The organism is Pelomonas sp. SE-A7 (assembly GCF_030345705.1).
In the GTDB taxonomy this organism is placed as follows: Bacteria; Pseudomonadota; Gammaproteobacteria; order Burkholderiales; family Burkholderiaceae_C; genus JAUASW01.
The window spans coordinates 566010-577932 of record NZ_JAUASW010000001.1 but is presented as its reverse complement, the minus strand read 5'-3'; the positions used below and the strand labels follow the sequence as shown (position 1 = coordinate 577932).

General features: G+C 68.5%; 9 protein-coding genes. 2 read left to right on the top strand and 7 right to left on the bottom strand.

The genetic code is table 11. The annotated features are described in order from the left end of the window. Nucleotides 1–37: 37 nt before the first annotated feature. The 3 genes from upp to QT382_RS02580 are packed head-to-tail and all read right to left on the bottom strand — an operon-like array spanning nucleotide 38 to nucleotide 2183. On the bottom strand, nucleotides 38–670 hold the full coding sequence (upp, locus tag QT382_RS02590; RefSeq protein ID WP_289252486.1) for a uracil phosphoribosyltransferase: 633 nt from the start codon (nucleotides 668–670) through the stop codon (nucleotides 38–40). A 32-nt stretch (nucleotides 671–702) separates the two neighbouring features. Beyond that, the gene (gene rlmB, locus QT382_RS02585) at nucleotides 703–1449 is read right to left on the bottom strand and encodes a 23S rRNA (guanosine(2251)-2'-O)-methyltransferase RlmB (protein WP_289252485.1); all 747 of its coding nucleotides are present in this window, start codon (nucleotides 1447–1449) and stop codon (nucleotides 703–705) included. After that, a complete protein-coding gene (locus QT382_RS02580) occupies nucleotides 1446–2183 on the bottom strand; it encodes an acetyltransferase domain-containing protein (RefSeq protein ID WP_289252484.1) in 738 nt (245 codons plus the stop codon). Before QT382_RS02580 ends, rlmB begins: the two co-directional genes overlap by 4 nt. Before the next feature lie 46 nt (nucleotides 2184–2229). Here QT382_RS02580 and QT382_RS02575 point away from each other — a divergent pair, with 46 nt between their 5' ends. After that, nucleotides 2230–3309: a S1C family serine protease gene (locus QT382_RS02575; RefSeq protein ID WP_289252483.1), complete on the top strand. Its 1080-nt coding sequence runs from the start codon at nucleotides 2230–2232 to the stop codon at nucleotides 3307–3309. Nucleotides 3310–3383: 74 nt separating this feature from the next. Continuing rightward, on the top strand, nucleotides 3384–4376 hold the full coding sequence (locus QT382_RS02570; RefSeq protein ID WP_289252482.1) for an LLM class flavin-dependent oxidoreductase: 993 nt from the start codon (nucleotides 3384–3386) through the stop codon (nucleotides 4374–4376). A gap of 13 nt (nucleotides 4377–4389) precedes the next feature. Here QT382_RS02570 and QT382_RS02565 read toward each other — a convergent pair whose 3' ends face one another. From QT382_RS02565 to purL, 4 genes are all read right to left on the bottom strand, one after another. After that, entirely contained in the window at nucleotides 4390–5694 is a 1305-nt protein-coding gene (locus tag QT382_RS02565) for an ABC transporter permease (protein ID WP_289252481.1), read from the bottom strand. Nucleotides 5695–5727: 33 nt separating this feature from the next. Continuing rightward, nucleotides 5728–6648, bottom strand: coding sequence for an ABC transporter ATP-binding protein (locus QT382_RS02560; protein WP_289252480.1), 921 nt, complete (start codon nucleotides 6646–6648; stop codon nucleotides 5728–5730). 286 nt (nucleotides 6649–6934) lie between these two features. Then, entirely contained in the window at nucleotides 6935–7888 is a 954-nt protein-coding gene (locus QT382_RS02555) for a LysR family transcriptional regulator (RefSeq protein WP_289252479.1), read from the bottom strand. Beyond that, entirely contained in the window at nucleotides 7888–11868 is a 3981-nt protein-coding gene (gene purL / locus QT382_RS02550; protein ID WP_289252478.1) for a phosphoribosylformylglycinamidine synthase, read from the bottom strand. Before purL ends, QT382_RS02555 begins: the two co-directional genes overlap by 1 nt. Between the last annotated feature and the right edge of the window lie 55 nt (nucleotides 11869–11923).

Sequence of the window (11923 nt, the reverse complement as noted above, 5' to 3'; positions counted from 1 at the left end):
TCCCCGGCGCTGACTGAGCCCCTGGCGCTGCCTGGGCTCAGGACTCCTTGGTACCGAAGATCTTGTCGCCGGCGTCGCCCAGGCCCGGAATGATGTAGCCCTGCTCGTTCAGGTGGCTGTCGACGGCCGCGGTCCAGCAGCGCACATCCGGATGGGCTTCGCCCAGGGCCTTGACGCCCTCGGGCGCAGCGACCAGCACCAGCGCACGGATGTCCTTGCAGCCGCGGCGCTTGAGCAGGTCGATGGTGGCGTTCATGGAGCCGGCCGTGGCCAGCATCGGGTCGACGATCAGGGCCGTGCGCTCTTCCAGCTGGCCGACGAAGCGTTCGAAGTAGTGCACCGGCTTGAGCGTTTCATGATCGCGGGCCAGGCCGACCACACTGACCTTGGCGTTGGGCATCATGTCCAGCACGCCGTCCAGCATGCCGAGACCGGCGCGCAGGATGGGCACGACGGTGACCTTGCGGCCGGCGATCTGGTCCACCTCGGTCGGGCCGCTCCAGCAATCAATCGTGGTCTTCTCCAGCGGGAAGTCGGCCGTGGCCTCGTAGGCCAGCAGGCGGGCCACCTCGCCGGTCAGCTCGCGGAACTTCTTGGTCGAGATGTCGGCCTCGCGCATCAGGCCGATCTTGTGCTTGACCAGCGGGTGTTTGACTTCGATGACGGCCATGGCTTGTACTTCTTGTTGGGGGAGTGGGCGGATTATCCGCGCTGGCGCAGCGCCTCGAACAGGCAGACACCGGCGGCGACCGAGACATTGAGGCTCTCAACCGCGCCCTTCATCGGGATGTTCACCAGCTCGTCGCAGGTCTTGGCGGTCAGCTGGCGCATGCCGGCCCCTTCGGCGCCCAGCACCAGGGCCACCGGGCCCTTGTAGTCCATCTGGTAGATAGCCTTCTCGGCGCGGTCCGAGGTGCCTATCACCCAGATATTGCGTTCCTTCAGCTCGTTCAAGGTGCGGGCCAGGTTGGTGACCATGAAGTAGGGCACCGTCTCGGCCGCGCCGCTGGCCACCTTGGCCACGGTGGCGTTGATGCCGACCGCATGGTCCTTGGGCGCGATCACGGCATGGGCGCCGGCACCATCGGCCACGCGCAGGCAGGCGCCGAGGTTGTGCGGATCGGTCACGCCGTCCAGCACCAGCAGCAGCGGCGCCTCGCCGGCTTCCTCGAGGTCTTCCAGCAGCTCGTCCAGCGTGCGCTGCGGCGCCACGGCCTGGGCCCGCGCCACCACGCCCTGGTGCCGGGTGTTGCCGCAGAGCTTGGCCAGGCGATCGTCGTCGCTGTCGATCAGCTTGACGCCGGCTTCCTTGGCCCTTTCGACGAACTGGCGCATGCGCTGGTCGCGGCGCGTGGCATCGATGTGGATCTCCTGGATGGAGCCCGGCGCGGTCTTCAACCGCACGGTGACGGCATGGAAGCCGAACAGGATCTGCTTGGGTGCGCTCATCGCGGCATTGTCGTCGCAGTCCAGGCCGTCAGGAGGCCGATCAAGACCGGCTGGTGCAGCATGTAGAAGCTCAGCGACCAGCGGCCCAGCACGGCCAGCGGCCGCAGCGGTGCCGCCAGCGCGCCCTGCAGCCAGGCCGGCCGGGCGGCCAGCAGCCAGCGGCCGAGCACGAAGCCCCACAGCATCAGGCCCAGCCATGGCAACAGGGGAACATAGTCCTCGGTGATCGGTTTGGCCGTGACCAGGCCGGTCCAGTTGGTCCAGCGGCTGTCGAAGAAAGCGTGCTGAACCAGGCGCGGCATGGCGAGCGCCACGGCGCCCAGCGCCAGCAGCGCGCCCTGCCCCAGGCGTGGCCCCAGCCAGCGCAGGATCAGCAGCATCACCGCCAGGCCGTGCAGCACGCCGAAGCTGATCCAGCTGTTCGGGAACATCAGGGCCGAGCCCAGCGAGACCAGCAGCGCACAGCCGGCCACCTGGCCCCAGCGCCGCCAGAAGCGCTGCCAGCCCAGGCCCTGGGCCTGGGCCACGGCCTGCGAAAGGCCGGCGCACAGCAGGAACAGGCTGACGATCAGCATGCGTTGCCGGGTCCAGAACGGGTCGCGGTAAAAATCGGCCTCGATCCGCTTGAAAAACGCGAGGTCGAAACAGAAATGGAAGGCCGCCATCCAGACGATGGCGGCGCCACGCAGGGCATCGAGCCGGTCGTAGCGTGGCGAAGAACAGGAGCTGGGCATCAGGCGCGCAGTCTATGCCGGCCGGATCAGACGAGGACCGCAAACAATGACCAGAAAACCAACCCGGCAGCTGCTGATGGCCCTGCTCGCCCTGGCCGCCACCGCAGGCAGCTGGGCGCAACAAGCGCGCACCGTGACCCCGCGAGGCGCTCTGGAACCGCAGGAGCAGGCCACGGTCAACCTGTTCCGCAAGACCTCGCCCTCGGTGGTCCACATCACCACGCTGGACGTGCAGCGCGACCTGTTCTCGCGCCATGTGCAGGAGGTGCCGCACGGCACCGGCACCGGCTTCATCTGGGACGAGCAGGGTCACATCGTCACCAACTTCCACGTGATCCAGGGCAGCGACCTGTTCCGCGTCACGCTGTCCGACCAGAGCAGCTACGACGCCAAGCTGGTCGGCGCCTTCGTGGACCGGGACATCGCCGTGCTGCGCATCCAGGCGCCGCGCGACAAGCTGGTGCCGATCGCCGTGGGCTCCAGCCGCGAGCTGCTGGTCGGACAGGGCGTGTTCGCCATAGGCAACCCCTTCGGCCTGGACCAGACCCTGACCCGCGGCATCGTCTCGGCCCTGAACCGGGAGATCGAGTCCTTGAACCGGCGTGCGATCCGCGGCGTGATCCAGACCGACGCCGCCATCAACCCGGGGAACTCGGGCGGCCCGTTGCTAGATTCAGCCGGCCGCCTGATAGGCGTCAACACGCAGATCTACAGCCCCAGCGGCGCCAGCGCCGGCATAGGCTTCGCGATCCCGGTGGACGAGGTCAACCGGGTCGTGCCGCGCCTGATACGCGACGGCCGCTTCATCCGCCCGGCCCTGGGCGTGACCGCCGGCCCGCCGCAGCTGCACCAGGCGCTGCAATTGCCCAAGGGCGTGGCCATCGTCGCCATGGGCCCGCGCAGTCCGGCCCAGCAAGCCGGCCTGCAGGCCTTCTCGCGTGCCCGCAACGGCCGCATCCAGGCCGGCGACGTGATCACGGCCATCAACGACGAGGCCATCGCCAACCTGGACGACATGCTGGCCCTGCTGGAGAAGCGCCAGCCCGGCGACACGGTCAAGCTGACGCTGTGGCGCGAAGGCAAGACCCGACACCAGCCGGTCAAGCTGGCCGAGTCGGACGGCTAGCTAGCACGGAAGCCCCTTGGCTGCATTAGGCCCGCGGCGTCCAAGGTTGGCCCTCGCTGCCTAGACTGCCGGCCATGGCATTCCCACCGCTTTCCATCCTCGACCTCGCGCCAATCGTCGAAGGCGCCACCGCCGCCGACGCCTTGCACCAGAGCATCGCCCTCGCCCGCCATGCCGAGGGCCTGGGCTACCAGCGTTTCTGGGTGGCCGAGCACCACAACATGGAGGGCGTGGCCAGCTCGGCCACGGCCGTGCTGATAGGCCAGCTGGCGGCGGCGACAAGCACGATACGGGTCGGCGCCGGCGGCATCATGCTGCCCAACCATGCGCCGCTGACCATTGCCGAGCAGTTCGGCACCCTGGCCACGCTGTTCCCCGGCCGCATCGACCTGGGCCTGGGCCGCGCGCCCGGCACCGACGGGCCGACCATGCGTGCGCTGCGCCGCCACCTGAGCAGCGCCGCCGAGGACCGTTTCCCCGAAGACGTGCTGGAGCTGCAGGCCTACCTGGGTCCGGCCCGCGAAGGCCAGACTGTGCGGGCCATCCCCGGCCAGGGCACCGAGGTGCCGATCTGGATCCTGGGCTCCAGCCTCTACGGCGCCCAGCTGGCGGCCTACCTGGGCCTGCCCTTCGCTTTTGCCTCGCATTTCGCGCCGGCGATGCTGATGCAGGCGCTGGAAATCTACCGGGTCCAGTACCGGCCCAGCGTGCGCCATCCCAAGCCTCATGCCATGGTCGGACTCAATGTGGTCGTGGCCGACAGCGATGCCGAGGCCGCGCGCCTTTTCACCTCGCTGCAGCAGCGCTTCCTGGGCATGCAGCGCGGCCAGCGCGGGCCGCTGCCTCGGCCGGTGGAGACCATGGACGGGCTCTGGAACGACTCGGAACGGCTGGCCGTGGAGCGCATGCTGGCCGAGGCCGTTGTGGGCTCGCCGGTGACCGTGCGCGCCGGCCTGCGCGCCACGCTGGAACGCACCGGCGCCGATGAGTTCATCGTCGCCTGCGGCGTCCACGATGCGGCGGCGCGGCAGCGCTCCTACGCGCTGCTGGCCGAGCTCTGGCGCTGAAGAAACAGCGGCCTTATTCGTTCCAGTCGAAACGCCACCAGGCCAGGGCCGCCAGCAGCAAGCCCGAGAACAGCAGCACGCCGAAGGCCTTGACCGCCTCGATGACTTCCAGGCCGCGCCAGGTCATGGCGTCCAGCCCGTCCACGGCCCAGCGCACCGGCACCACCACGGTCAGCTCCTGCACCCATTGCGGGAACACGAAGCTCGGCACCCAGGCGCCGCCCAGCATCATCATCAGGAGCGTGGCCAGGATGGCCAGGCCGCGCGTGGCCTCGGGCGAGCCGCCCATGGCCGACAGGAACAGGCCGAAGCCCGCGGTGAACAGGCCATAGCCGAACACGATCAGGCCCAGGCCCAACCAGCTGCCGCCAACCCGGTAGCCGAAGATCAGCATGCCGGTCAGCATCACGATGGCCAGGATGCTGGAGGCGATCAGGGTGGTGCTGCAGAAATGGCTGCCCAGCAGGCTGAAGCGCGACAGCGGCGCCGAGCGCAGCCTCAGCCACAGGCCGGCGCGTCGCGACATCAAGATCGCCACGCCCAGTTCCACGCCCATGAAGAGCACGAACTGCACGCCCATGCCGGCAAAGGCATGGGCATAGCCGTTGTAGCCCTGCTGGCCCGAGCTCAGTGCCCGCTCCTGCAGCTTGAACGGCGGGCTCATGGCGGCCATGGCACCGCCCTGCCCGGCCTGCGGTGCCGACGCGGCGTCCTGGCGTTGCTGCAGATCGCGCAGGCTGCCGAACAGCTGGGTCAGCGCGGCCTTCTGGCCCTCGTCCATGCCCTTGTCCTCGCGAACCTTCTGCAGGCCCTCGTCCATCAGCCTGGCGCCGCTCTGGCCGCTGAAGGCATGGCTCATGGTCTGCTGCATCGCATGCTGCGAGAACAGGCCGGCCAGCAGGCCCTTGGCCATCTTCTCGGACGGGTCGTAGATCAGGTCGACCGCAATCTTCTCGGCCGTGCCGCCGCTCATCAACGAGCGCCCGGCCCGCTCACCGAAACCGGCCGGCAGCAGCAGGCCGGCGCGCAGCTTGCCGTGCAACACCAGATCTTCCGCGGCGGCCCGGTCCAGCAGCTCGACCTTCAGCGAGGCGTCCTCGCTCATCGCCTTGACGATGCGCTGCGAGAGCTCGCTCCTGTCTTCATCGACCACGGCCACCTTGACCTGCAGCGGCTTGTCGTCGCCGCCCTTGCCGCCGAACAGCGAGCCGAAGAAGGCCGCGATGACGATGGGCATGGCCAGGTTGATCAGCAGGGCGCGGCGGTTGCTCAGGTAGAGGCGGATCTGGACCGCGACGAGTGCCATCAGTGCTTGCATGTTCTTGTGCTCCTCGTTCGTTCGTTCGGGCGTTCAGTCGCGCAGGCTGCGGCCGGTCAGCGACAGGAACAGCGCCTCCAGGCTGGCGCGGCCCGACGAGAGCTGCAGCACCTGCACGCCTTGTGCCTGCAGCTGGTTCAGCAGATCGGGCACGGCCTCCAGCGTGCTCAGCCCCATGCGCAGCTGGTCGCCCTGGCGCTCCAGCGACTGCACGGCCTCATGGGCCTGCAGGGCCGGCTCGTCGGGCGTGCCGGCGATGCGCAGCTCCAGGCTCGCCGCCATGGGCAGCCGCGCCAGCAAGGCCGAGAGGCTGTCCTGCGCGATCACGCGGCCCTGGTCCATGATGACGATGCGGTCGCACAGCCGCTCGGCCTCTTCCATGTAGTGGGTGGTGTAGAGCAAGGCCCGGCCCTGGGCGCGCAGCTCGATCAGGGTGTCGAAGATGGCATTGCGACTCTGCGGATCGACGCCCACGGTGGGCTCGTCGAAGATCAGCACGTCGGGCTCGTGGACCAGGGCGCAGGCGATGTTGAGCCGGCGCTTCATGCCGCCGCTGAACTGGTCAACCTTGTCGCCGCGCCGCTCGGCCAGGCCGGCCACCTGCAAGGCGGCAACCACCCGCTGCCGACGCGTCTCGCCGGACAGGCCGTAGAGCGAGGCGAATGCCTTGAGATTGGCCTCGGCCGACAACTGCTCGTAAAGGCCCAACTCCTGTGGCACCAGGCCTATGCGGCGCTTCTTGGGATCGGCATCGCCGATCAGCGCCTGCCCGTCGATCAGGACCCGGCCCTGGTCGGGCGGCAGCAGGCCGCAGATCATGGCCACCGTCGTGCTCTTGCCAGCGCCGTTGGGGCCCAGCAGGCCCAGCGTCTGGCCAGCGCGCAGCTCCAGGCTGAGTTCGTTGACGACCTGGCGGCCGCCGAATGATTTGCAGAGTCCCTCGACCGTGAGCATCCGACCTCCTGGGGGAAAAGTCGGCGGATGATAGCGAGGCCATGTGCGAATGGCGGAGAGCCGCGCAGAATTATTCGGGCCTCGCCGGCCGGCCGCTTCTGCGTCGGCCGGCCGGTGTCTTGCGCCCCCGAGACGCGTCATCCCCGACGCCCCGGACAGGGACGCCTGACACCAGGGTCCCCTCTCTCCTCACTCGGCGATCTGCGTCGCCGTGGCCGGATTACAGCCAGTTGTGCGAATAGCGGCAATCAAGCTGATCGAAGCTGATTTGCCGGATAGCTGTCGGTTATGAGCGCAAGTCGCCGAGAAAAAGGCTTTCGATCTGGGCCCTAAGCCAGGCGATGGCCGGATCGCCGCCCTGGGCGCTGTGCCAGTACTGGCGGACCAGGATGGGCGGCAGCGGCAGCGGGCAGTCGACGATGCGCAGGCCCGGAATCACGGCCACACGCTGGGCCACATGTCGGGTGGCGGTAAAGATGTGGTCGGACTGCGCGACCACGTAGGGCGCGATCAGGAGCGAATGCACGCGCACCGTGATGGCGGCGGCACCCGCCACGTCGACGATGGCCTGCTCCACGCGGCTGAAGGCGTGCATCCGGTCCGGCAGCGAGGCGACGATGTGCTGCTCCCGGCAGAAGGTGGCCAGATCCAGGGTCTCGCGGATGCGCGGATGGTCCTGGCGCACCAGGCAGACGTACGGCACCTCATACATGGGTTGCGAAAGCACGCCAGGGCCGAAGTCGGTGTAGGCGCCCAGGGCCAGGTCGACCTCACCGCTGGCCAGGGCCGATTCGGTGTGACGGCTCATCAGGGGCACGACTTCGAAGCGCAGACCCGGCGCGATCTGGCCGACGCGGGCAATCAGGCGCGGCATGAAATGGATCGCGCCGACTTCCGAGCAGCTGATGCGCAGGACGCGGTGCGAGCTGGCCGGATCGAAATCCGGCTGCGCCCGCAGCTCGCCGTCGGCAATGCGCAGCATGTCGGCAATGGCCACGTACAGCTGGCGGGCCCGGGCCGTGGGCTTCATGCCCAGCTTGCCGCGCAGGAACAGCTCGTCGCCGTAGTAGCGGCGCAGCAGGGCCAGCGACTTGGACAGCGCCGGCTGGCTCAGCCGCAAGTGGGCCGCCGCCGCGGTCAGCGTGCCCAGCCGGTAGATCGCTTCGAAGGCCCGGTAATGCAGCAACTCCGGTGAGCGTTCGGCGTGGTCGTCGCCGTCGTTCGCTCCCCGTGCTGCCATCAGCCTACCCAATGACGAGCGTTCTGGAACATGCGCATCCAGGGGCTGGCGGCGCTCTTGTCGCCGTCGGTCCAGCTCATCAGGACGTTGCGGAACACCCGCTCCGGATGCGGCATCAGCACCGTGAAGCGGCCGTCAGGCGTGGTCACCGAGGTCAGGCCACCCGGGCTGCCGTTCGGGTTGAACGGATAGGCCTCGGTCGGCGTGCCGTCGTTGGCCACGTAGCGCATGGCCTTGGCTACCTTGTTCGCGTCACCGCGCTGCGAGAAGTCGGCAAAGCCTTCGCCGTGTGCGACAGCGATGGGCAGGCGGGTGCCGGCCATGCCCTGGAAGAACAGGCTGGGCGACTCCAGCACCTCGACCAGGGACAGGCGCGCCTCGAACTGCTCGCTCTTGTTGCGGGTGAACTTGGGCCAGGCCTCGGCGCCCGGGATGATGGGCGACAGCGCCGCCATCATCTGGCAGCCGTTGCAGACGCCCAGGGCAAAGCTGTCCTGGCGGGCGAAGAAGGCCTTGAACTGTTCGGCCAGCACCGGGTTGAACATCACCGAGCGGGCCCAGCCTTCGCCGGCTCCCAGCGTGTCGCCGTAGCTGAAGCCGCCGCAGGCGATAAAACCCTTGAACTGGTCCAGGCCGACGGCGCCGACCTGCAGGTCGCTCATGTGCACGTCAAAGGTGTCGAAGCCGGCCTGGGCCAGCACATAGCTCATCTCGACATGCGAGTTGACGCCCTGCTCGCGCAGGATGGCGATCTTCGGTCTCGCGCCGACGTTGACGAACGGAGCAGCCACGTCCTGGCTCGGATCGAACGTCAGGTGGACGTGCAGGCCCGGGTCTTCGGCACGGCCGGCAGCGGCATGCTCGCTGTCGGCGCAGGCCGGGTTGTCGCGCAACTGGGCGATGCGCCAGGACACTTCGTCCCAGGTCTTGTGCAGCGTTTCCAGCGGCGCGGCAAACACCTTCTTGGCGTCGCGCCAGACTTCCATCTGGCCGTTGGCATTGGGCTTGCCGACCACATGGCTGCAGGTCGAGAGGCCGTGCTTGCGCAGCAGCTGCAGCACGGCATCGCGCTCGCTGGTGGCCACTTGCAGCAGAGCGCCGAGTTCCTCGTTGAACAAGGCCTTGAGGCTCAGTTCCTCGCGGCGGGCGGCGACCTGGCCGGCCCAGTTCTTGGCGTCGCCGGCATCGGCCAGGCCTTCGCCCTCGGTGACCAGCAGGTCCACGTTGAGGCTGATGCCGCGATGGCCGGCAAAGCCCATCTCGCAGGCCGCGGCCCAGAGGCCGCCGTCGCCGCGGTCGTGATAAGCCAGCAGCTTGCCCTCGGCGCGCAGCTCGTTCACGGCGCTAACGAGCTTCTTCAGCAGCTCGGCATCGTCCAGGTCGGGCACTTCGCCGCCGAACTGGTTCAGGGCCTGCGCCAGGATGGAGCCGCCCATGCGGTTCCTGCCCTGGCCGAGGTCGACCAGGATCAGCGTGGTATCACCAGCCTGCAATTGCGGCGTCAGCGTGCCTCGCACATCGGCGATGGAAGCAAAGGCCGAGACGATCAGCGAGACCGGGGCCGTGACCTGGCGGGTCTGGCCATCGCTGCCCGACCAGCGGGTGCGCATGGACAGCGAATCCTTGCCCACCGGGATCGAAACACCCAGCTGCGGGCACAGCTCCATGCCGACAGCCTTGACCGTATCGAACAGCGCCGCGTCTTCGCCGGGCTCGCCGCAAGCGGCCATCCAGTTGGCGCTGAGCTTGACCCGCGACAGCTCGATGGGCGCGGCCAGCAGATTGGTGATGGCCTCGCCCACGGCCATTCGACCCGAGGCGGGCCCATTGACCGCGGCCAGCGGCGTGCGCTCGCCCATGCTCATGGCTTCGCCGGCAAAGCCCTTGAAGTCGGCCAGCGTGACCGCGCAATCGGCCACCGGCACCTGCCAGGGACCGACCATCTGGTCGCGGTGGTTGAGGCCGCCCACGGTGCGGTCGCCGATGCTGATCAGGAAGCGCTTGGAAGCCACGGTCGGGTGGCGCAGCACATCGAGGGCGACCTTGGACAGGTCCACGCCGGTCAGCTCCAGGCGGCCGGCGTCGCGGGCCACACGCTTGACGTCGCGGTGCACCTTGGGCGGCTTGCCCAGCAGCACGTCCATGGGCATGTCGATGGCGCGCTCGCCGGCTTCGCCGTCCTCGAGGATCAGCTCGCGAACTTCGGTCGTGCGGCCCACCACGGCGAACGGGCAGCGCTCGCGCTCGCACATGGCCTGGAACAGCGGAAGCGACTCCGGCGCGATGGCCAGCACATAGCGCTCCTGGCTCTCGTTGCACCAGATTTCCTTGGGCGCGAGGCCGGACTCCTCCAGCGGCACCTTGCGCAGGTCGAAGATGGCGCCGCGGCCGGCGTCGTTGACCAGTTCCGGGAAGGCATTGGAGATGCCGCCAGCGCCCACGTCATGGATGGCCAGCACCGGGTTCTTTTCGCCCAGGCCCCAGCAATGGTTGATCACCTCTTGGGCCCGGCGCTCGATCTCGGGGTTGCCGCGCTGGACCGAATCGAAGTCCAGGTCGGCCGTGTTCGTGCCCGCGGCCATCGAGCTGGCGGCGCCGCCGCCCATGCCTATGCGCATGCCGGGGCCGCCCAGCTGGATCAAGAGCGTGCCGGCCGGGAACTCGATCTTGTGGGTCAGGTCGGAGCGGATCGCGCCTATGCCCCCGGCGATCATGATGGGCTTGTGATAGCCGCGCTGGACGCCGTCGACTTCCTGCTCGTAGACGCGGAAGTAGCCGCCCAGATTGGGACGGCCGAACTCGTTGTTGAAAGCGGCGCCGCCCAGCGGGCCGTCGATCATGATCTGCAGCGCGCTGGCAATGTGCTCGGGCTTGCCGACGTTGCTCTGCTCCCAGGGCTCGGCCAGGCCGGGCAGGCGCAGGTTGGAGACCGAGAAGCCGCTCAGGCCGGCCTTGGGCTTGGCACCTCGGCCGGTGGCACCTTCGTCGCGGATTTCGCCACCGGCGCCGGTCGAGGCGCCCGGATGCGGCGAGATCGCCGTCGGGTGGTTGTGCGTCTCCACCTTCATCAGCACATGGGCGGTCTCGGCGCGGGCTTCGTACTTGGGAGCCCGCTGGTCACCGGCCGGCATCCAGCGCTCGATGGCATGGCCTTCCATGATGGCCGCGTTGTCCGAGTAGGCCACCACCGTGTGCTGGGGCGAGAGCTTCTCGGTGTTGCGGATCATGCCGAAGAGCGACAGCGGCTGGTCTTCGCCATCCACCGTGAACTTGGCATTGAAGATCTTGTGGCGGCAGTGCTCGCTGTTGGCCTGGGCGAACATCATCAGCTCGACGTCGCTGGGGTTGCGCTTCAGCGTGTTGAAGGCGTTGACCAGGTAGTCGATCTCGTCGTCCGACAGCGCCAGGCCGAAGTCCTTGTTGGCCTTCTCCAGCGCGGCGCGGCCCTGGCCGAGCACGTCCACGTGCTCCAGCGGCTGGGCGGTCTTGTCGTCGAACAGATGGGCCGCATCCTCGCGGGCCAGCAGCACGCTCTCGGTCATGCGGTCGTGCAGCAGCTCGGCGCAGGCGACCTGCTCCTCGCGGCTGAGCGTCTTGGCGCCACCAAGCAGGCCGCTCTTCAGCGTGATCCGGTATTCGGTGACCCGCTCGACGCGGTGCACGGCCAGGCCGCAGTTGTGGGCGATGTCGGTGGCCTTGGAGGCCCAGGGGCTGACGGTGCCCAGGCGCGGCGCGACGACCACCAGGGCGCCATCTTCGCTCGGGCCTTCGTAGGCGTCGCCGTAGTTCAGCAGCTCGGCCAGTTTGGACTGGCCAGTGGCGTCGAGGGCCTGGTCGCACCAGACCCAGTGCACATGGCGCGCATGGACGCCGTTGATCTTCTCGTTGATGGCCTGCAGACGCGGCAGCAGGGCCTGGGAACGGAAAGCAGACAGCGCGTTGCCGCCTGCGAACGAGAGCAGATGCTTGTGGTGTGCCATGAAGTCCCGCGATCGCTGCGCTGCCCGGGTCGGGCAGGCTTTCTAGAAACGCGGG

Coding starts and splice junctions, on each gene's coding strand:
- upp (WP_289252486.1), bottom strand. CDS start 670: ATGGCCGTCATCGAAGTCAAACACCCGCTGGTCAAGCACAAGATCGGC.
- rlmB (WP_289252485.1), bottom strand. CDS start 1,449: ATGAGCGCACCCAAGCAGATCCTGTTCGGCTTCCATGCCGTCACCGTG.
- QT382_RS02580 (WP_289252484.1), bottom strand. CDS start 2,183: ATGCCCAGCTCCTGTTCTTCGCCACGCTACGACCGGCTCGATGCCCTG.
- QT382_RS02575 (WP_289252483.1), top strand. CDS start 2,230: ATGACCAGAAAACCAACCCGGCAGCTGCTGATGGCCCTGCTCGCCCTG.
- QT382_RS02570 (WP_289252482.1), top strand. CDS start 3,384: ATGGCATTCCCACCGCTTTCCATCCTCGACCTCGCGCCAATCGTCGAA.
- QT382_RS02565 (WP_289252481.1), bottom strand. CDS start 5,694: ATGCAAGCACTGATGGCACTCGTCGCGGTCCAGATCCGCCTCTACCTG.
- QT382_RS02560 (WP_289252480.1), bottom strand. CDS start 6,648: ATGCTCACGGTCGAGGGACTCTGCAAATCATTCGGCGGCCGCCAGGTC.
- QT382_RS02555 (WP_289252479.1), bottom strand. CDS start 7,888: ATGGCAGCACGGGGAGCGAACGACGGCGACGACCACGCCGAACGCTCA.
- purL (WP_289252478.1), bottom strand. CDS start 11,868: ATGGCACACCACAAGCATCTGCTCTCGTTCGCAGGCGGCAACGCGCTG.